Origin of the sequence: Mycobacterium sp. 012931, assembly GCF_000419295.1 — a bacterium.
GTDB classification, from domain to species: Bacteria; Actinomycetota; Actinomycetes; order Mycobacteriales; family Mycobacteriaceae; genus Mycobacterium; species Mycobacterium marinum.
In genome coordinates, this window is record NZ_AOPX01000001.1 from 4,883,030 (window position 1) to 4,903,437 (window position 20,408).

Annotated in this window: 15 protein-coding genes and 2 pseudogenes; 7 read left to right on the top strand and 10 right to left on the bottom strand. The window is 66.7% G+C overall.

The genetic code is table 11. The features are described from left to right. Positions 1-306: 306 nt before the first annotated feature. A pseudogene (locus MMSP_RS21455) lies at positions 307-2,405 on the bottom strand (ATP-dependent DNA helicase UvrD2). Between the two features lie 155 nt (positions 2,406-2,560). Between MMSP_RS21455 and mrx1 the strand changes: the two are divergent. Together mrx1 and MMSP_RS21460 are read left to right on the top strand one after the other, a co-directional pair. Next, positions 2,561-2,794: pseudogene (gene mrx1, locus MMSP_RS26370) on the top strand (mycoredoxin Mrx1); the annotation flags it as partial. A 269-nt stretch (positions 2,795-3,063) separates the two neighbouring features. Next, complete coding sequence (locus tag MMSP_RS21460; protein WP_235065899.1) at positions 3,064-3,750, top strand: sensor domain-containing protein; 687 nt, start codon at positions 3,064-3,066, stop codon at positions 3,748-3,750. Between the two features lie 3 nt (positions 3,751-3,753). Here the strand turns inward: MMSP_RS21460 and nudC are convergent, their stop codons facing one another. The 5 genes from nudC to MMSP_RS21485 all read right to left on the bottom strand — a co-directional run bounded on the left by nudC (position 3,754) and on the right by MMSP_RS21485 (position 13,441). Further along, entirely contained in the window at positions 3,754-4,692 is a 939-nt protein-coding gene (nudC, locus tag MMSP_RS21465) for an NAD(+) diphosphatase (RefSeq protein ID WP_200861956.1), read from the bottom strand. Between the two features lie 153 nt (positions 4,693-4,845). Next, positions 4,846-5,916, bottom strand: a complete 1,071-nt coding sequence (locus MMSP_RS21470; protein ID WP_012393226.1) for a TrkA family potassium uptake protein — start codon at positions 5,914-5,916, stop codon at positions 4,846-4,848. Between the two features lie 61 nt (positions 5,917-5,977). Continuing rightward, positions 5,978-9,283, bottom strand: a complete 3,306-nt coding sequence (locus MMSP_RS21475; RefSeq protein WP_020788324.1) for an ATP-dependent DNA helicase — start codon at positions 9,281-9,283, stop codon at positions 5,978-5,980. Beyond that, positions 9,280-12,453, bottom strand: a complete 3,174-nt coding sequence (locus MMSP_RS21480; RefSeq protein WP_020788325.1) for a PD-(D/E)XK nuclease family protein — start codon at positions 12,451-12,453, stop codon at positions 9,280-9,282. Before MMSP_RS21480 ends, MMSP_RS21475 begins: the two co-directional genes overlap by 4 nt. Positions 12,454-12,598: 145 nt before the next feature. Continuing rightward, positions 12,599-13,441, bottom strand: a complete 843-nt coding sequence (locus tag MMSP_RS21485; RefSeq protein WP_020788326.1) for a DUF6159 family protein — start codon at positions 13,439-13,441, stop codon at positions 12,599-12,601. A 169-nt stretch (positions 13,442-13,610) separates the two neighbouring features. Between MMSP_RS21485 and MMSP_RS21490 the strand changes: the two genes are divergently transcribed. The 3 genes from MMSP_RS21490 (at position 13,611) to MMSP_RS21500 (ending at position 14,993) form a co-directional block, all read left to right on the top strand. After that, complete coding sequence (locus MMSP_RS21490) at positions 13,611-13,832, top strand: hypothetical protein (protein WP_012393222.1); 222 nt, start codon at positions 13,611-13,613, stop codon at positions 13,830-13,832. A 64-nt stretch (positions 13,833-13,896) separates the two neighbouring features. Further along, on the top strand, positions 13,897-14,682 hold the full coding sequence (locus MMSP_RS21495; RefSeq protein ID WP_020788327.1) for an alpha/beta fold hydrolase: 786 nt from the start codon (positions 13,897-13,899) through the stop codon (positions 14,680-14,682). 2 nt (positions 14,683-14,684) lie between these two features. Beyond that, complete coding sequence (locus MMSP_RS21500) at positions 14,685-14,993, top strand: MGMT family protein (protein WP_015354894.1); 309 nt, start codon at positions 14,685-14,687, stop codon at positions 14,991-14,993. On the opposite strand, the gene MMSP_RS21505 is transcribed toward MMSP_RS21500, so the two are convergent. The 3 genes from MMSP_RS21505 to MMSP_RS21515 form a co-directional block, all read right to left on the bottom strand. Then, the gene (locus MMSP_RS21505) at positions 14,990-15,844 is read right to left on the bottom strand and encodes a TIGR02569 family protein (RefSeq protein WP_020788328.1); all 855 of its coding nucleotides are present in this window, start codon (positions 15,842-15,844) and stop codon (positions 14,990-14,992) included. The two genes, MMSP_RS21500 and MMSP_RS21505, sit on opposite strands and share 4 nt — an antisense overlap. 65 nt (positions 15,845-15,909) lie before the next feature. Beyond that, positions 15,910-17,091 (bottom strand): adenylyltransferase/sulfurtransferase MoeZ, encoded by a 1,182-nt coding sequence (gene moeZ, locus MMSP_RS21510; RefSeq protein WP_020788329.1) that lies wholly within the window; start codon positions 17,089-17,091, stop codon positions 15,910-15,912. Between the two features lie 171 nt (positions 17,092-17,262). After that, entirely contained in the window at positions 17,263-18,288 is a 1,026-nt protein-coding gene (locus MMSP_RS21515) for a DUF3152 domain-containing protein (protein WP_051153717.1), read from the bottom strand. Between the two features lie 185 nt (positions 18,289-18,473). Between MMSP_RS21515 and MMSP_RS21520 the strand changes: the two genes are divergently transcribed. After that, entirely contained in the window at positions 18,474-19,157 is a 684-nt protein-coding gene (locus tag MMSP_RS21520; RefSeq protein ID WP_011740487.1) for a TetR/AcrR family transcriptional regulator, read from the top strand. Here MMSP_RS21520 and MMSP_RS21525 read toward each other — a convergent pair. Then, positions 19,154-19,399, bottom strand: coding sequence for a DUF3107 domain-containing protein (locus tag MMSP_RS21525; protein WP_012393216.1), 246 nt, complete (start codon positions 19,397-19,399; stop codon positions 19,154-19,156). The two genes, MMSP_RS21520 and MMSP_RS21525, sit on opposite strands and share 4 nt — an antisense overlap. Before the next feature lie 14 nt (positions 19,400-19,413). On the opposite strand from MMSP_RS21525, the gene MMSP_RS21530 reads away from it, so the two are divergent. Next, positions 19,414-20,400, top strand: coding sequence for an MmpS family transport accessory protein (locus tag MMSP_RS21530; protein ID WP_020788331.1), 987 nt, complete (start codon positions 19,414-19,416; stop codon positions 20,398-20,400). Positions 20,401-20,408: the final 8 nt, after the last annotated feature.

The window sequence follows — 20,408 nt, forward strand, 5'->3', positions numbered from 1 at the left end:
GCGGAAATCGGGCTTTACGTAGTGCCTACGTTGGGCTCCGATCCACGGACGAGTCAGTCGCGGCGGCGACGCGGTGCTTACCCGCTGCCGCCGGGATGGCGGTGCGGGCGGCATGACGGGCGGCCGGGTACCACACGGCGGCAGCCACGCCTACACCGAACGTATTCATGTTCATCATCGTGGCCGCCTCCTTTCGTGTTGCTCGCCGCCGTGCCAGCGTTCAGCGCCGGCACCTATAAGCCTGTTAGAGGTTAAACGGTCGCGACCGAACATCACAACCGATTTTTTGACCAGCGGTTTTGCCGCTTACCGTGCTTGGCGCACCAGCTCGAGCACATCGGCCCCGTACTGCTCCAGCTTTCGGGCGCCAATGCCTGGTATCGCGATCAGGGATGCATCATCGGCGGGAAGCAGCTCGGCGATCGCGATGAGCGTGTTGTCGGTGAAGACGACGTAGGCGGGCACGTTCTGTTCCTTGGCGGTGTTGAGCCGCCAGGACTTGAGCTGCAGCAGCAATTCCTCATTGACGTCGCCGGCACACGTTTCGCACCGGCGCAGCATCACGGCCGCCGGCGTGGTCAGCTCCTTGTTGCAGATCCGGCAGCGCACTGGGCCGCGGTTGCGCCGGTTCTTGGCCGGCCCCGGATCGGCACGTGTCTGCGGCGCAATGCCGTTGAGAAAGCGCGACGGCTTGCGGCCCTGACGCCCGCCCGGAGACCGGGTCAGCGCCCAGGTCAGCGCCAAATGCACTCGGGCCCTGGTGACTCCGACATAAAGCAGCCGGCGTTCCTCTTCGACCTGTTCACTCTCGGGGCCATGCGCCAACGCGTGCGAGATCGGCAGCGTGCCGTCGGCCAAGCCGACGAGGAACACCGCGTCCCACTCCAGACCCTTGGCCGCGTGCAGTGAGGCGAGGGTGACACCCTGCACCACCGGTGGATGGCGTGCGTCGGCGCGCGCTCGAAGCTCGGCGAGCAATCCGGCAAGCTGCAGGTGCGGTCGCTGCGCCACCTCGTCGTCGACTAGTTGCGCCAATGCGCTCAGCGCCTCCCAGCGCTCCCGGGCCCGGGTCCCGGCGGGTTCTTCGGCGGTCAGCCCGAGGGGTTCTAGGACCGTGCGGACCACATCGGGCAACGCTGCCTCGATATCGCGCTCCGCCGCACGCTGCAGGGCCACCATCGCCTGCTTGACCTCTTGGCGGTTGAAGAATCCCTCGCCGCCACGCACCTGGTAGGCGATACCGGCCTCGGTCAAGGCTTCTTCGTAGACCTCGGACTGCGCGTTGACGCGGTAGAGGATGGCGATCTCGGATGCGGGCGTTCCGGATTGGATCAGCCGGGCGATCGACGCCGCCACCGCGGTGGCTTCGGCGACCTCGTCGGGATATTCATCAAACGACGGAGCCGGGCCGGGCTCGCGCTGGCCGGTCAGCTGCAGCCGGCTACCGGCAACCCGGCCGCGGGCCGCCGCGATCACCCGGTTGGCCAACGAGACCACCTGCGGAGTGGACCGGTAGTCGCGCTCCAGACGCACCAGGGTGGCGTCGGGAAATCGGCGGGAAAAGTCGAGCAGGAATCGAGGCGATGCCCCGGTGAACGAATAGATGGTCTGGTTGGCGTCACCGACGACTGTCAGGTCGTCGCGATCTCCCAACCAGGCCAACAGGACTCGTTGCTGCAGCGGAGTGACATCCTGGTATTCGTCGACGACAAAGCAGCGGTACCGGTCCCGGAATTCCTGGGCCACCGCGGCGTCGTTTTCGATGGCGGCCGCGGTATGCAGCAGCAGATCGTCGAAATCGAGCAGGGTGAGGCTCTCATCGCGCACCTTGAGTGACTCGTATTCGGCGTAGACGGCCGCGATCTGCGCGGCGTCCAGCGGAGTATCTCGGGATGCGGCGGCCACCGCCGCCGGGTATTGCTCGGGGGTGATCAGCGATGCCTTGGCCCACTCGATCTCGCCGGCCAGGTCGCGCACGTTATCACTGCTGGCGTTGAGCCTGGCACGGCCAGCCGCGCGGGCAACGACGGCAAACTTGCTGTCCAATAGCTGCCAGCCGATATCGCCGACGACGCGCGGCCAGAAGTATCGCAGCTGGCGGTGGGCGGCCGCGTGAAACGTCAGCGCCTGGACGGCACCGACACCGGCGCTTGTCTGTGCCGCGGCATCCAGCCCTCGCAACCGGGCGCGCATCTCCCCCGCGCCCGCTGAGTGAATGTCACCGCGAGTACCTGCCCGGCGGCGACGTGGCCGCTAGCGACCAACTGAGCGATCCGATGCGTGATGGTGCGCGTCTTGCCGGTTCCGGCCCCGGCGAGCACGCAGACGGGTCCGCGGGGCGCGAGCACGGCTTCGCGTTGCTCGTCGTCCAGCCCGGCGGTCAGTGGCTGAGCGAGCGTCGGCATGGTCTCCATCTTGACAGTGCGGGCTGACAATCCGGGGGCCCCGCCACGCCGCCAGACGCGGCCGGCACCCTGCCGGACGCCTCTACCCTAAGCCGTCCGCCGCTGGTCAGCCCTGCCGCGCGCAGCCCCCGATCACCGGGCTACGTTTACGTCCCATGACCAATGCCGCGCTCACCATCTACACAACTTCATGGTGTGGTTATTGTCTTCGGCTCAAGACGGCCCTAAAAGCCGAAGGAATCGCCTACGATGAGATCGACATTGAACGCGAACCTGCCGCAGGGGATTTCGTAGGCTCGGTCAACGGGGGCAACCGGACCGTTCCGACAGTGAAGTTCGCAGACGGCTCGACGCGGACTAACCCCAGCGCCCGGGAGGTCAAGAAAAAAAATGGCCGACATTGGCGGCTAGCTAATTGGGGACCGCGCACTCACGGCGCGTTTCCGACACAGCTTGTCGCCCAATGCATGGGTGCCCGACAAAGAATGCAGCCGCCCGTACCATGGCCATTATGTCGTCGAGTACCGGTGACTCGCCGGTACAGCAACGCCAACTCCGACCGCGGACAGCAGTCCGCAGAAAACGGCTATCAACGATGAGGCCAGACGGCTCAACCCGAACGACAGCGATGCGTTTCGCAGGCTGGCGCAAGTGGCAGATGGTCTTTCGTGCCGCGTCTAGCCGTCGCAACAGGTCGGCTTTCATCGTCTGCATTGCGGTGTTGGCGATTTCAGCCTGCTCGCATCAGAGCACCACAGCCAAGCCCAGCACCACCACTTCTACACCTCCCAGCGGCGCCGACGCATTGATCATCAGCGTCGAAGAAGTGCGTCGCATTGCTAACTACGAAGAACTGACCGCACACGCGCACGCAGACTTGCGCCATCCACCGCCGGGTGACCTGAGCGCGCCGGGCCCCTGCCGGGCGGCCGGAACCAGTGACCTCACCTTTGCCAATGGATGGCTGGAATTTCGTAGCGCGGGCTACAGCGGGGTCACCGACGACATCGATCCCGGCGGAAAGGCCTTGATTGACTCGGTCAGTCAGGCGGTAGCCATCTACCCGGACGAGCACGCCGCTCGCAATGCACTCGATCAGCTCGAAACGTCCCTGACGACGTGTGTGGCAATGCACGACCCCAATTACGATTTCGATGTGGACAAGTCGGATCCCACCACGCTGAGGATCACCGACGCGGGATGGAGCCACCTGTATCGGGCCAAGAATTCGGTTCTAATATCCGTTGGCGTATTGGGCATCGAACCCGCCGAGCGGATCGCGAATGCGGTGCTCGAAGCCATTTGTGATCCAGGGGGAGCCCTGATTTGTGATCGAGTCAAATAGCGCTTAGTCGCGCGCTGCCGCCCAAGATTCAATGATCACGCGGGCGATCGAAATCGATCCCGGCAGCAGCAATTTTGAGTCCGATGCACTCGTCCAATCACCGACCGCAAGGGCGGCTCGCACCTCATCGCGGGTAAACCAGGCCGCCTCGGCGATCTCGCCGTCATTAAAGGAAAAGTCTTCATCTGGGCCACCCACCGCATGGAAACCGACCATCAGCGAGCGCGGTAAGGGCCAGGGCTGGCTGCCCAGATAACGCACATCGCGCACCGTCAGACCGATTTCCTCACGAATCTCCCGGGCGACACAGACTTCGAACGATTCGCCGGCCTCCACAAACCCGGCCAGCAGCGAGAACATCCGGTGCGGCCAGATTGCCTGGCGGGCCAGCACCACCCGGTCGCCGCCATCGTGCACCAAGCAGATCACCGCGGGGTCGATGCGCGGGAACTCCTCGTGGCCGGTCAGGGAGTTCACTCGCGACCAGCCGGCCCTGGCCGGTTTGGTCGGACTGCCGTCGACTGGGCTGAACCGCGAACCGTCGTGCCAGTTCAATAAGGCCATGGCAGATGCCACCAGCTGGCTGCTGGTGTCATCGATGATGCTGCCGAGTTTGCGCAGGTCGGCCACCTCGGACTGAGCTCCAGGATCCTCGGGAGCTTCCAGCGCGGCTCGGACTGCCCAGACATGGCGACCGCCCTCGAGACAGCCCAAAAACACCGCCTCCGGCGGCGGCTTCTCGGCGAAATCGGCGGCCGGGCTGAGCACCACCCGGCCGTCGGCCATCAATACCCGATTACGAGAATCCACCCTCATCAGCGCCGCATCGGCCCACCCCGCGGCCGCCGCTTCGACGTCGGTTCGCAAGTGGTCGGCCCGGTCTGCGCCGATGCGGGACAACAACGGAACCTCGCGCAGCTGGAAGTCCACGCTAGCTCTCACCCCCCTGGCGACCCGGCTGCGCCGAGCTTACGATCGCCACGCCGCCACCTTGGTGGCGACCCGCTGCCCCCGGCTGCGCCGCGCTTGCGATCGCCACGCCGCCACCTTGGTGGCGACCCGCTGCCCCCGGCTGCGCCGCGCTTGCGATCGCCACTAGTGCCCCGTGTTGCGGATGTAGAGCAGGCGGTCGTTGGCCTCAATGGCGTCCACTTCGGGGGCGCCGATGCGCAGCAACTGGCCGCCACGAACGACACCGAGCACGATGTCGCGCAAATGACGCGGAGATCCACCGATCTCGCTTTGTTCCACCTCGCGTTCGGCGATGGCCAGCCCGGCATCCGGAGTGAGCAGATCTTCGATCATCTGGACGACACTGGGTGTGGTGGTGGCCAGCCCCAGCAGCCGGCCGGCGGTTTCGGAAGAAACCACCACCGAGTCGGCTCCCGACTGCTCGAGTAGGTGCTGGTTCTCAGCCTCTCGGATGGATGCCACGATCTGCGACTTGGGCGAAATCTCGCGAGCCGTCAACGTGACCAGCGCCGCGGTGTCATCGCGACTGGCGGCCACGATGATCGAGGCCGCGTGCTGTGCACCGGCCAACCGCAGCACATCGGATTTGGTGGCGTCACCGTGCACGGTGACCAACCCGGCCGCGGCGGCGCGGTCGAGGGCGCCCCGGTCGGTGTCGACAACAACGATCTCACCGGGAACGGCCTCGTCGCCGAGCATTGCGCTGATTGCCGTCTTGCCCTTGGTGCCATAGCCGATGACCACGGTGTGGTTACGCACTCTGCTCCTCCAACGCTGGATCTTCAGTGCCTGACGCGACGTTTCGGTGACAACCTCGAGCGTCGTCCCGACCAGCAAGATCAGAAACGCAATCCTCAGCGGTGTGATGATCAGGACGTTCGCCGCGCGCGCCAGTTCGGAAATCGGTGTGATGTCGCCATACCCGGTGGTCGACAGGGTCACCGCCGAGTAATACAGGCAGTCCAAGAAGGACAGTTCATCACCCTGCGAATCGTGATACCCATCGCGATCCAGATAGACCGTGATGGCACCCGCCAGCAGCGCCGCCAAGGCGATCGTCACCCTGCGCGTAATGATGCGAGCAGGACTGGCCTGCCCTTGAGGAATACGCAGCACGCCGACAAGCGCGTAACTGGGCTGAGCGGTCAGTCTCTCGTCGAGACGCCTCAGCCGCCGCCAACTACCTTTCGCCACGGAAATCCGTCATCGGCTAACCCCAATGCACGACACAGGCACGAGAAACATGTAACCACGATTAGCAACTGCAAGGCGGATCGGAGTCGGCGAGCAACTCGGCCAACGCCATCCCATCAGGCAGCTCATCGGGGATGACGGTGACTCCGGTGCGCACATAGTGAAAGGCGGTACGCACCGACGATTCGGGGCATCCGCGCAGGGCAGCCCACGCCATCCGGTACACAGCCAGCTGAACGGCGGCTTGCCGCATGGCTTCGGGCCCACGCGGCGGCTCACCGGTCTTCCAGTCGACGACGGTTGCGCCGCCATCGGGGTCTTCGAATACCGCGTCGATGCGGCCCCTCACCACGGTGTCGCCGACCGGCATTTCGAATGGCACCTCGACGGCGATCGGCGTGCGCGCCGCCCAAGGAGATCCGGCGAAGGCCTCCTGCAACGGCGCAAGATCCTCGACTTGGCCCACATCGGAGTCGGCAGCACCCGGGAGGTCCCCCAAGTCGAACAGCAGCTCCTCGCCGTAGAACTGCTGTACCCATGTGTGAAAGGCATTGCCCAGCTGGGCATGCGGATCCGGCCGAGTCGGTAAGCGATGCACCAACCGTTGCCTGGCCCCCACCGGGTCGCGGGCCAGCTCGACGAGCCCGCTCACCGACAACTGGTTCGGCAACGCTCGCGTCGGCGGCCCCACGGCACGCGCCCGCTCGGCCAACAGCGCATCGACGTCGGCTGTCCAGCCCTCGATATCGGCGACCGCGGCACCGCCAGCGGGGGCCTCGACACCGGCATCGGCAGAGATCGCCTCCGCGACCAACCTGGCCCCACGTTCGACATCGCCGCGCCGCGTGGCCAACGGATCAGTTGGCCAAACCGCTTCGACAACGTCGTCCAGCAGCGGGTTCCGTTCACCAGCGACCGGTGCCCGATCCCACTGATCCACCGTCCCGCAGGGATCGCCGGCCGCGGCCGACCGCTCGATGATGTCCTTGAGTTCACACAAGAAGTCCGATGGTCCGCGCGGCTTCAGCCCGGTGGCCCCCCAGTGGTGACCCGATACCAGCACGGTGTCCTCGGCCCGGGTAACGCCGACGTAGAGCAACCGGCGCTCCTCATCGACGCGCCGCTGATCTAGCTGCTCCCGATGCGCGGAAATGGTGTCCGACAACTGCTTTCGGTTTGTCACCGCCGAGGTATCTAGCACCGGGATGCCCAGCGCGCCCACCGACGCCCGGTCCCCCCGAAGCAGCGGCGGTAACTCGCCCGGATCGGTGAGCCAACTGCTTCGCGACGCGGTCGACGGGAAAACACCTGCCGATAGATGTGCCACCGCCGCCACCTGCCATTCCAGGCCCTTCGCGGCATGCACGGTGAGCACTTGAACTCGGTCCCGTGCCACCGTCAACTGGGCCGGCGGTAACCCGTTCTCTACCTCCGCCGCGACATCGAGATAGGCGAGCAGACCGTCCACCGATGCCTTGGTTGACAGGGCGCTACCAGCCGAGATGGCGGCCCGCTCGGCGTAGTCGGCGACCACGTCGGCAAACGCATCGAGGTGCTCGGCACCGACCCATGCCCCCGAAGCCGTCGCCGCGGCACGGACATCGCAATCCAGCCCAAGCACGCGTCGTACCTCGGCGACAAAATCCGGCAGCCAATGACCAAGATGCCCACGCAGGGCGTTCAATTCCGCTGCCAGCGCACCGATGCGCTCGTAGCCCGCCGACGAGTACCAGTCGGCGGGGCCCGGGTCGCAGATGGCATCGGCCAGACACGCCGTATCGGTGTCCGGACCCGCCGCCGCCGCGACGGCGCCGGGAGAGACCGATGCGCCCACCTGAGGACCGCCCACCAACGCGACCGCCCGTCGCCAAAGTGCGGCGACGTCGCTGCCGCCCAACCGCCAGCGCGGACCGGTCAACACTCGCATCGCCGCGACCCCGGCCGTCGGGTCACCCACCAGTCGCAGCATCGCTACCAGGTCGGCCACCTCCGGAATGGACAACAGGCCGGCCAGCCCGACAACCTCAACCGGGATTCCCCGCGCAACCAGTGCATCGGCGATGGGTGCGGCGTCGGCGTTGCGGCGCACCAGCACCGCTGCCGTCGGCGGGCTAACCCCGTCGGCCGCCGCGCGCTGATAGTGACCCTGCAATTGGTCTGCGATCCAGTCCCGTTCGGCCTGCACATCGGCGAGTAGCGCACAACGAACCGTCCCGGCCGGCGCATCCGGGCGCGAACGCAGTGCATGTACGGCCACCGACCGCCGGCGGGGCTCCGCCGAGATCGCGTTTGCCAGGTGCAGTGCGCGCGGCGGGTTGCGCCAGCTGGTCCGCAGCTCCAGAACCGGTGCCGGGGCACCGTCGGACAGCGCGAAATCCGTGCTGAACCGGGGCAAGTTCGTCGCCGAGGCACCACGCCAGCCGTAGATCGACTGAATCGGATCACCGACTGCCGTCAACGCCAACCCGTCATCGACGCCGCCACCAAACAGTGCCGACAGCGCGATGCGCTGGGAGTGTCCGGTGTCCTGGTACTCGTCGAGCAACACGACGCGGTACCGGCTGCGCAGCTCCCCGCCGACCTGCGGGCACGTCGCTGCCAGCCGTGCGGCGGCGGCCATCTGCATTCCGAAGTCCATCACCTTGGCGGCGCGCATCCGCTCATGCAACGCGTCGAGCAAGGGCACCAGCTCGGCCCGCTCGGTCTGGGTGGCCAGCATCCGCAACAGCCACTGATTCGGGCCGCTATCGCGCTGGTTTGGGCCCGCCGGCAGGGCGTGCACGAGTCGTTCCAGCTCGATGTGGGTATCGCGAAGCTGCCGGGTGTCAACCAGGTGCTCGGCGAGCTGGCCCCACAGCCGCAGCACCGTGGCGGTGACCGCCGCCGGGGTCTTCTGGGTGCACAGCTCACCGCGATATCCGTTGACGACCTCGAACGCCAGCTGCCACAGCTCTGTCTCGCTGAGCAACCGGGTGTCGGGCTCGATGGGCAGCAACAAGCCGTGGTCACGCAGCAGTGAGCCGGCAAATGCGTGATAAGTGCTGACCGTGGGCGCACCCGCTGCTTCGCCGACGGCGACACCCACGGTGGTACCTGCCAATCGGGCCAGCCGCGACCGGACACGGCGCAGCAATTGGCCGGCAGCCTTGCGGGTGAACGTCAAGCCCAACACCTGGCCTGGTTCGGCGTAGCCGTTGGCGACCAGCCAAACCACCCGGGCGGCCATCGTCTCGGTCTTGCCCGCTCCCGCGCCCGCGATGACAACCAACGGACCCGGAGGGGCGGCGATAACGGCGGCCTGCTCGTCGGTGGGCGGGAAAATTCCTAGCGCACTTGCTATCTCATCCGGGCTGTAGCGCGGGTTCATCGCGGCGACCGGTCGGTGTGGGCCGGACACGACGGCCGGATCGGGCAGTGCGAGCAGCCATCGTTGCGCCGAGCGATGAAGTGCGGCCCGGCCGCTGCCTCGGCAGCCTGACGGACCAGATTGCGCCACTGGTCACGAGCGGCCGGCGTCAGTGGATCCTGATCCCGTTGGGCGGCACCGGCGGCCGCGCTCTTGCCCGGATAGACCAGTCGCGCACCACCGGGCTCGGCACCGGCCTCCACCATCCCCTCGGCCACCGCAAGCTGATACATGGCCAGCTGGGCATTTTGCTGTGCGTCGTCCTTGCTGACTGGTGTCTTTGCGGTCTTGATATCGACGATCACCAATCGCCCCGCACCGTCGCGCTCGAGCCGATCGACCCGTCCCCGCAGACGAATTGCGCCGCCGTCGTCGCGGGCCGCGTCCAGGACTCCATCGATGTCGATCTCGACTCCCACTTCGGTCAGTTCACTGCGCGTCTGGCCCCGCCACTCGACAAACGCCTGGATCATCGCTCGGTGCCGGGCAAGCTCGTTGCTCGAAAACCAATCCGCCTCGAACGGCAGGAGCTTCCACACCCGGGCCAGCTCGGCCAGCAGTTGCTCTTCACTTGCGCCCGGCTCGGCGATCAGCGCATGCAGCACCGAACCGATGGTGGCTCGCAGGTCACGCGGGTTGGTCCCACCATGACGTTCGGCCAGCCAACGCAGCGGACAGTCGTTGAGGGTCTGCAGGGTGGAGGGCGTCAGCGTGACAACATCGCCGGCGCCGTAGAGCGCAGCAGTCGTGCTCACCGGGATCAGCCCGTGCCATCCCGCGGGATCGGCCCCCGCCACGCCGGCCTTGGCCAACCGAGCCAATTGTGTTGCTGCACATTGCCGGGCAGCGTCGTCAACCGCGCCGTCCGGCGCGCACACCACGCCGCGCAATCTGCCCACCACCGCCGCGGCCGACAGCACGCGCGGCGCCGAAACCGGCGGCGCTGCGACGGCTTGGCTGTCCCCGTTGGCCCACTGCGCGATCTCGAAGAAGAATTCCGACGGAAGCGCGGCCTGCTGGCCACCCCCGCTCGTGTCGCCGTCGACGGCAGTCACCAGTAGTTGCCGCCGCGCCCGGCCCATTGCCGCCAGCAACAGCCGGCGTTCCTCGGCCAGTAGCGGTGCCCGCGCCGAGGCATTGCCGCTGACGCCGTCGAGTTCATCAAGCAGGCGCTGCGTGGCCAGCACTCCCCCGCGCGGAATCGTGTTGGGCCACAAGCCGTCCTGCAATCCGGCGATGACCACCAGGTCCCATTCATGACCGAGCGCCGCGTGCGCGCTGAGCACCCGGACCTGCTCGTTCTGTGCTACCGGCTCCTCGCTGACTCGAGGCAACTGCAGGGCCGCAACGTGCTCGAGGAGTCCGCTCAGTGATGCGCCCGACGTGCGCGAGACGTACTGGTCGGTGATGTCGAACAAGGCCGTTACCGCTTCAAGGTTGCGGGTCGCCTGGACACCGGCCGGGCCGCCGCGATCGATGGCTGCGAGCCAGCGATTCTGCAGACCCGACCGATGCCATGCGGCCCACAGGATGTAGCGCGGGTCTTGGCCCGCACGGTGGCATCGCGTTGCCGCGGCCAGCACGGCACGCACCCGCCGTAGCGGCCCAAACTGTGGCCCTGGCGGCTGGTTTGACCCCGCTGACCCGACTGCAGGGCGCCCATCCTCGGACAACGTCGCAACCAGCAAGTCCCCGAAATCCTCTGGCGAACGACCGGCGACGGCGCGCCGCAGGGTGCGGCGCAGCTGCCGCAGCGTGACGGGGTCCACGCGGCCGATGGGTCCGGTGATCAGTGCCAGCGCCTGATCGGCGTTGAGCCCTTCGGCGGTCGCAGCCAGAACCGTAAGCAGCGCGCCTACCGCGGGTTCCTCGGCCAGTGACCCCCCGATCGGGGGTATCGACACCGGAACACCCGCGGCCGCCAGTGCCCGCGGCAGCCGCGCGGCGACCCGGGGTACCGACCTGACGATCACCGCCATCTGCGACCACGGAACTCCGTCGACCAGATGTGCCCGTCGCAGCGCGGCGGCGATCGCCGCCGCCTCCGCATGCGCCGTGGCGGCCAGGCGCACGGTGACCGACCCGTCCTCGGTTCCGGTGCCATCGATGTGGCGACCGGCACTGCCGCCCGGCAGCCGGCGGGCGATGCCGCTGACGGCGCGCGCCACGGCGGGGGCACAGCGATGCGACATCGTCAAGGTCACCGCCGGACCGCCGTCCAGCGGGCCGCCCAGCAATCCGGCGGGCTCACCGCCGCGAAAACCGAACACCGCCTGGTTGGGGTCGCCAGCGATCAAGGCGAACTCGGCACCGGCCGCCAGCACCTCAACCAGCCTTGCCGCCTGCGGATCGAGTTGCTGAGCGTCGTCAACCAGCAAGAACCGCAGCCGCGCACGTTCGGCGGCCAGCAATTCGGGATCGCTGGCGAAGGCCTCCAGTGCGCTCCCGACCAGTTCGGCGGCACCCAATGCCGGTGCGGTGGCTTGTAGCGTCGCCGTCCCGACCGCCGCGCGCAACAACATCACCTGCTCGTACTGTCGGGCGAATCGGCCGGCAGCGGCCCATTCGGGGCGTCCGCTGCGACGGCCCAGCCGCTCCAACTCCATTGGGTCTACCCCGCGTTCGGCGCAGCGTGCCAGGAGGTTTCGGAGCTCGGTCGCGAATCCCGCGGTCGTCAGGGCGGGCAGCAGGTGTCGCGGCCAGGCCGACCTGGCGCTCGGTCCGTCTTCGAGGTCCCCGGCAAGCAGTTCCCGAATGATGGCGTCCTGTTCGGCGCTGGTCAGCAGCCGCGGCGGCGCATCGCCGGTGCGTTCGGCCGCCCGCCGCAGCACTGCGTAGGCGTAACTGTGCACGCTACGCACCAACGGCTCACGGACCGCGGCGCGGCCGCTCCCGGTGGTGTGTGAGCGCAGTAGCGCCGTGGTCAACGAGCTGCGCGCCCGCATCCCCATCCGGCCGGAACCGGTAAGCAGCAGAACCGATTCCGGATCGGCACCCGCGGCGATATGAGCGATTGCCGCCTGTACCAGCAAGGCGCTCTTCCCGGTGCCGGGACCACCCAGGACCCGCACCAGTCCCCGTGACCCCGGCGTCAGCAGCTCCCGCGCCTCGGCACCCCAGCTCAGTGACATGACGGCATGCAATCACAGGGGTCTGACAAGGTTGGCCCGGCTGATGGCGGCCAAGGCGCCAGATCGGACCAAATTCGCTAGTGCATAGGTGGTTTCAGGTACAAAGCTGACCGCGGTGCGGCCAAGCCGACTCGGCAGGGCTCGGCTAGCGCCGCTCGAACGCCGCCTGCAGCAGCCCCGCGTCGAACCCGCTCGGCGCCTGGCCGGAAACGGCGTACTGGTAAACCGCAACGCGGAAGATCTGGCCCAGCGCACTCGAGATCAACGAGACGACAATGATGCAGGCGACCGCGATCGCCACCACGGCGGCAGCCAGCACCGGCTGATTGACCGCAAGTAGCGCGACGGCACCCCCCACGCCGGTGAGCACGATCATGATGCTGACCAGCCAGATGATCACCGTGATGGCGGCGGCCCCGGTTGCGCTTTCACCCCACCGCGCCTTGACGACGGTCGCCGAACGTTTCAGGGATTCGATCGGCCCGCTGCCCTCGAGCGCCACGACTTGGATCACGAAAAACGTTGCGATGGCCCAAGCGGCTCCGGTCAGCCAGACCGCGATCTTGCCCAACAGCGGCATCCGTTCTTCAAGGGCCCGCAGGATCAGCCCAACCGTGGTGGCCACCAGAGTCCAACCCAGGATCGGGCCGATGCGGTGCATGGCGGCCCTGACCCCATCGCTGACCTTGGTGTCCTCACCGCGCATGGAACGCGCCGCGCAAGCGGCCAGTGCCACGTTGAAGAAGATAGCGATGAAAGTGGACACGTACGCCGTTGCCAAGCCGGCAATGTAGAAGACCGGGTCATGCTCGTCGATGTATTGGCCGTCAAACACTCCCCGCAGGATCAGCGTGGGCGCCCAGATGGCGACCACGGCCAGGAACGCGAAAAGCGTGGAAAGAAGTGGGAACAGCATCAGCGACAGGTCGCCTTTGAGGATCCGCCAGCTCTGCCCGGTCAGCGCCCAACCGCGCTTGATGCAGTCCATTGCTGCTCCCGGTGGATTTCGGCCCGCTCCACGCCGTCAGACGCGAAAAGTTCGCTGGCGCGCACTGTGAACGGCTATCGTAGCCCGCGGCAACAGCAACGGCGACGGGCATCAGGTCAGGCCGATTAAGCTGGCTTGATGCCGGATGTCTACGGCAGGAGTATCGATCATGAACAATGCCGACAACAATGCCGAAGTAGTAGGTACACCCGATCCCGTGCCTGAAGGTGATGCCGCCGAACAGAGCATTCCGGCCGGTTACGACGAAGAGCCGGGGTTGGACACCGAGTACCTGAGCGACGCCGGGGACCGCGATGCCAACGAAGCCGATGTGATCGATCAGGCCTACATCGTCGCGACCTCCGACGACGACTTGGGCGCTGACCGCTGATCGGTGTTTTTGCCGCGCACCTCCCTCGAGGGGCGACTCGTGCTCGACCTGGCACCATCGACACGTGAGCACCGACCTGCACGTGCACCGCTATGGCCCCGAGGAACCCGTGCGGGTGCTGACCATCCATGGCGTCACCGAGCATGGGCAATCCTGGGAATACCTGGCCGGCTACTTGCCCGAAGTCAGCATCGCCGCACCGGATTTGCTGGGCCACGGCAGATCGTCGTGGGCCGCGCCCTGGAGCATCGATGCCAACGTTTCGGCATTGGCCGCATTGCTCAAGGACCAAGCCGACGGGCCGGTAGTGGTGGTGGGGCACTCCTTTGGCGGGGCGGTGGCGCTGCAACTGGCCGCGGCGCATCCGGACCTGGTCGCAGCGCTGATACTGCTGGATCCCGCGATCGGTTTGGATGGTTCACGGGTGCGCGAGGTGGTCGACGCCATGGTGGCCTTCCCCGACTACACCGACCCGGCCGAGGCGCGAATGGAGCGGGCATACGGCGCGTGGGCGGACGTGGATCCCGCGGTGCTCGACGCCGAACTCGACGAGCACCTCATCACCCTGCCGAACGGGCGGTACAGCTGGCGAATCAGCCTGCCCGCCATGGTGTGCTACTGGAGTGAGCTCGCCCGCGACGCCCCGCTGCCTCCCCCGGGAATCGCGACCACGCTGGTGCGGGCGGTGCGTGCCGATCCGCAGTACGTCAGCGACGAACTCATCGCGGCCCTGCGGGAACGGCTGGGAGCCGACTTCGCCCTGCGGGAATTCGAGTGCGGACACATGGTTCCCCAGGCCAAACCCACTGAAGTCGCCACACTGATCCGCGAACAGCTGAAAACACCCTGACCATGGCCCCCGTCACCGACGAGCAGGTCGAGCGGGTCCGCCGGCTGGTCGCAGCGATTCCGTCGGGCAGGGTAGCCACCTATGGTGATATCGCCTCTGCCGCCGGGCTTTCCAGCCCCCGCATCGCCGGCTGGATCATGCGTACCGACTCGGTCGATCTGCCGTGGCACCGGGTGATCACTGCCTCCGGGCGTCCGGCCCGGCACCTGACCAGCCGCCAACTCGAGCTGCTGCGCGCCGAAGGGGTGCTCAGCGTGGACGGCAAGATCGCGCTGGATCAGGTGCGTTACGAATTCCCGCCCAGTTGCTAGAGCAACATCCGGATCAGCCCAGCGGTGCGGGCCAGACCCGGAAATGCCTCACTGGTAGAGCGGGGATGCAGCGCATGCACAGCCAGACGGAACATCAAGGCACGCAATAGCATTTGCGGCCATTCCGGCAGAGCACCCCACCGTTCGATGAGTCCGTCGTCGGCATCGCCCCAGGCCAGCGCGTCGATGACAACCACTCCGGCGGCCCAGGACGCGGGCCGCCAATACGGTGTGATGTCGGTGATCCCCGGCGGAGCCGTTCCGGCGAACAGCACGGTGCCGTAGAGGTCCCCATGCACCACCTGATTGGGGCTGCGCGTCGGTTTGCGAAGCGTCGCGAGGTGATTGACGAGTTCGATCGACTGCTCTGCGTCCTCGGTCATCTGGGTCGGGCGGGCCCCCGGCGGGATCGATTGCAGGGGTCGCTCCTGCCACGCGGCGCGGTCGGCGACGATGAAAACGTCGACCGCCGCCCACGGCGTGGCGGGCCCCTGGGTCAAAAACCGCGGCCGTTCCAGCTTGCTGGTGGCCTCGTGCAGTCGCACCGCCGCCGAAACGACCTCATCGTGGCGCGGCTCCGGTGTTCCGGCCACGAATGTATCTGCCCGCCAGCCGGAAACCACGTACCGCCCGTCGGTGGAACGGACCGGTCGGGCCAGGCGCACGCCGTCGACGAAGAGGGTCTCGCGTACCCGGGCCGACCAGGCCGCCCGGGCATTCTCTGCCACCATCGACAACACGACTTCACCGCACCGCCAGCCGCCTTCCCAGCTGGCGCCCAAAGAGGCGGGCTCCACACCGGTCAAACCAAATGCCGCCAACACGTGCTCGGGCGGTGGCTCGACACTCACGGCAGTCAGCCTAGTGGAGGCCCCGCGGGGCGCTGGGCCTGTATCCGGCTTAGAAGACATCCGGCTTAGTACATCACCATGTCGGGCTGCATCTGATTGGCCCAGGCCACGATCCCGCCCTGCAGGTGGACCGCATCGGCGAAACCGGCCTTCTTCAACGCGGCCAACGCCTCGGCCGACCGCACGCCGGTTTTGCAGTACAGCACCGTGGTGCGGTCTTGGGGCAGCTTCGCCAGGCCCTCACCGGTGCTGATCAACGACTTGGGGATCAGTTGAGCTCCGTCGATGTGCACGATGTCCCACTCCACTTGCTCGCGCACGTCGATCAGGGCCAGCTTCTTGCCGGAGTCGATCATCGCGCGCAGTTCTTGCGGGGTGATGGTGGAGTCGCTGGCGGCCCTGGCGACGTCGTCGGAGACCACGCCACAGAACTGCTCGTAGTCGATCAGCGCGGTGATCTTCGGCGTCGCCGGATCCTTGCGAATCCTGATCGTGCGGTAGGTCATCTCCAACGCGTCATAGATCATCAGCCGGCCCAGCAGTGTCTCTCCGATCCCGGTGATCAGCTTCACCGCCTCAGTGCCCATCACCGACGCGATGGAGGCGCAGATGATGCCCAGCACCCCGCCTTCGGCACATGAAGGCACCATTCCCGGCGGCGGCGGTTCGGGGTAGAGGTCTCGGTAATTGAGCCCCAGCCCGCCCGGGGCGTCCTCCCAGAACACCGATACCTGGCCCTCAAACCGGTAGATGGAACCCCACACATAGGGTTTTCCGGCCAGTACCGCGGCATCGTTGACCAGATAGCGGGTGACGAAGTTGTCGGTGCCATCGATGATCAGGTCGTAGTGGCCAAACAGGTCGACCGCATTGTCGGATTCCAGCCGGAACTCGTGCAACCGGACCTCGATCAGGGGGTTGATCGCGACGATCGAGTCACGCGCCGACTGGGCTTTGGAGCGCCCGACGTCGGCGACGCCGTGAATGATCTGGCGCTGCAGGTTCGACTCGTCGACGACGTCGAAGTCGACGATGCCGATGGTGCCCACACCCGCGGCAGCCAGGTACAACAACGTGGGCGAACCCAGCCCTCCGGCACCGATCACCAGGACCCGCGCGTTCTTGAGTCGCTTCTGCCCGTCAACGCCCAGATCGGGGATGATCAGGTGGCGACTGTAGCGGGCCACCTCTTCGCGGCTCAGCGTTGCGGCGGGCGCAACCAGGGGCGGCAATGCTGTCGTGGACACCGAACATCTCCTCGGCAATCATGGCGGTTCAACGCCGATACACGTTGCCCAACCAATCACAGCAGGTACGCGGGTAGGCGGCAACGATGCGCAACAGTGTTCAACAGCCAAACTGTCGGCGCAATTTCGGCACGCGGATCGGCGCCGAAGGACGGTGACGCCCCGCCGCTCTCAGGCGATCGGGTAGGGCCAGGGATTGAAATGACAGGTCTTGCCATCTGCCTTGACGAATTCGGGATCGAACGGCGCGGCCTCGTCATCCGACGTCGAGAAGGTCTGCTGCATCATCACCGGGGCCAGGCCGCCCGGCTTCTCGCAGGCCTCGTGCCGCAGGTACCCGATGGCGTGACCGACCTCGTGATTGATCACGTACTGCCGGTAGGAACCGATATCGCCCTCGAACGGTACGGCGCCGCGCACCCAGCGGGCTTCGTTGATGAAGACCCTGGCCTGCCGGTCCGGGCCGTAGGACGGGTTGTAGCAGGATGTTTCCAGCGGGAATTCGTAGCCACATCCTTCGCGCACCGTGGCCGGGGACACCAGCGAAATGCGGAAGTCGGGCTTTCCGGTATCAATCCGCATGAACGCAAATTGCGGATCGTGCGTCCACCCCTTGGGATTGGCCAGCGTCTGGTCAATCATCTGGGCGAACGCATCGTCGCCGCCGTACATCGTCGGGTCCAGGCCGTTCTCGACTTCGACGGTGTACTTGAACACCTTGCCGGTGCCCTGCCCCACCTGCGGTGTCGTACCCGGAACCACCCGCCAAGTCTTGTCCCCCGCCTGGGTATAGGGACCGCCCGCCGGCAGCGTGCCGGCGGGCAGATTCGCGTCGAATGTGGCCAGACCACGTGGCGGCGTGTCGATGATGGAAGTGCCGACCGAACCAATGTTGGGCGTGTCATGAACGGCCTCGGCCGCCGCCGGCTTCGGCGACGTGGTCCCGGTGACCGTCTGATAGCCGACGACCACGGTGAGCACCATCAGAACGGGTAAGGCATAAGCCCGCCACCCGTAGGTCGACACAAAGCGCCCCAGCCAGCTTTGTTTGCGCCACTGGCGCGGCCGGTCCCGGTCGACGCGGGCCCGCCCGGCCGCCTGGCCGAGGGGGTCACGTTGGGCCCGTAAGGGCTCTCGCCACTCATCACGCAGCACAGGTACCTGACCGGAGCTGCGCGACGGGCGCGGATGCGTCATTCTCCCAGGATGGCACAGCCATCGCTGAGTAGACCCCTGGCACGCCCGAATGGACCGTCCGACTACTATCCACCGGCACCGATAGCGTCCAGTAAGGATCGACCCGGCGGCGCGGGTAGTAATGTCGTTGCGACAAACAGTGCGGCCGCGGGGTTGGCAAGTGGCCGACAAGCAGATGAGGACCGATGAGCGATCTCGCCAAGGCGGCGCAGCACCGCGCCGTCAGATCAGCCGACCGCGTGCGGTCGACTGAGGGCGCGACCCCCAAAGCGCGCGGTAACCGACTGCCCCGAGACGAGCGACGCGGCCAGCTGCTCATCGTCGCCAGCGACGTTTTCGTCGATCGCGGCTACCACGCCGCCGGCATGGACGAGATCGCCGAACGGGCGGGCGTCAGTAAACCTGTTCTTTACCAACACTTTTCGAGCAAGCTCGAACTCTATCTGGCGGTATTGAATCGGCACGTGGACAAGCTGGTGGCCGGGGTACAGCAAGCTCTGCGCACGACCACCGACAACCGGGGACGGCTGTATGCCGCGGTTCAGGCGTTCTTCGACTTCATCGAGCACGACAGCCAGGGTTACCGGCTGATCTTCGAAAACGACTACGTCACCGAACCCGAGGTCGCCGCGCAAGTGCGGGTTGCCACCGAATCCTGCATCGACGCGGTGTTCGCCCTGATCAGCGCCGATTCCGGGCTGGACCCGCACCGAGCGCGGATGATCGCGGTAGCCCTGGTCAGCATGAGCGTCGACTGCGCCCGATACTGGCTGGACTCCGACAGGCCGATCTCCAAGTCGGATGCCATCGAAGGCACCGTGCAGTTCGCCTGGGGCGGACTGTCGCACGTGCCGCTGGCTCGGTCTTAGCTGCGCGCCGCTTCCGCACCGACCCCGAAGCCAACCCGACGGGCGTCGGCCACTCCGATCTCGACATAGGCGATCTTGGCGGCGGCGACCAAGAACCGACGGCCCCGCTCGTCGTCCAAGCTCAACAGGCCCGAGTCATCACGCAGCGCTGCGCTGACGAGTTCTTCGACCTCGCCGGGCGTCTGCGCGCTGCCGAACACCAGCTCGCGCGGACTGTCCGTGATTCCGATCTTGACCTCCACGGGGGCCCCTTCCGTTGCTACTCCGTCGTCGACGTATCAGCAGCAGGCTAGTAGACGCGTTCGAGGCGCCGCACATCGGCCTGTCGGCCCGTACCAGCAGGTCACGGCTAGCAGATTGGTTCATCACAATTGGGTCTAACCTGGCCCGACACGCCATCGCAGCCCTGAAGCGGCACCGTCGCGTAGATACCATCGGCCCCATCAGCAACTCAGCTCACACCCAGTACGACACCGTCCGGGACGTCGAGGACTACCCGGACGATGAGAGCTATGGCGGCTACAGCGACTACGGCTACCAAGACAGCCAAGACGACCAAGACGAATACCCAGACAGCTATGCGGACCTCGCCTGGCCGGCGGATCGCCGGTGGCGCCCCGTCGCCGCGGTGCTGGGCGTCGTGGTGGCCCTGGGCGCCATCACGACCGCGCTCGTGATCAATAGTGGCGACAGCGCGACCACCAAGGGCAAGGTTGGCGTTCCGACGCCGCGGACAGTCATCTCTACGACACCGCGCACCACTGCGCCATCAGCGCCACCGCGGACGGCTCCCTATCCCAGCGCCAGCACCAGCACCAGGCCAGACCCCGGCACCTCCGCGTCCCAACTCCCCCCGGAAACCTTCACAACGGTGACACCACCGGGCGCAGCGCCGACGTGGCCACCCACCGCCGTGGCGCCGCTGCCGGGCATGCAGCCGCTACCCGCCGAACCCCCCTCGGCCGCGCTGAATCCGCGCACCGTCATCTATCGCGTGACCGGAACCAAGCAGCTCCTGGACATGGTGAACATCGTCTACACCGACGCACGCGGCTTCCCCGTCACCGAGTTCAATGTGGCCCTGCCCTGGACCAAGATGGTGGTCTTGAACCCGGGCGTGCAGACCGAGTCGGTGGTCGCGACCAGCATCTACGGCCGTTTGAACTGCGCGATTGTCAACGCGCAGGGACAGCTGGTGGTGGCATCCACCAACACGTCGATCATCGCGACGTGCACCCGCTAGCGCCGAGG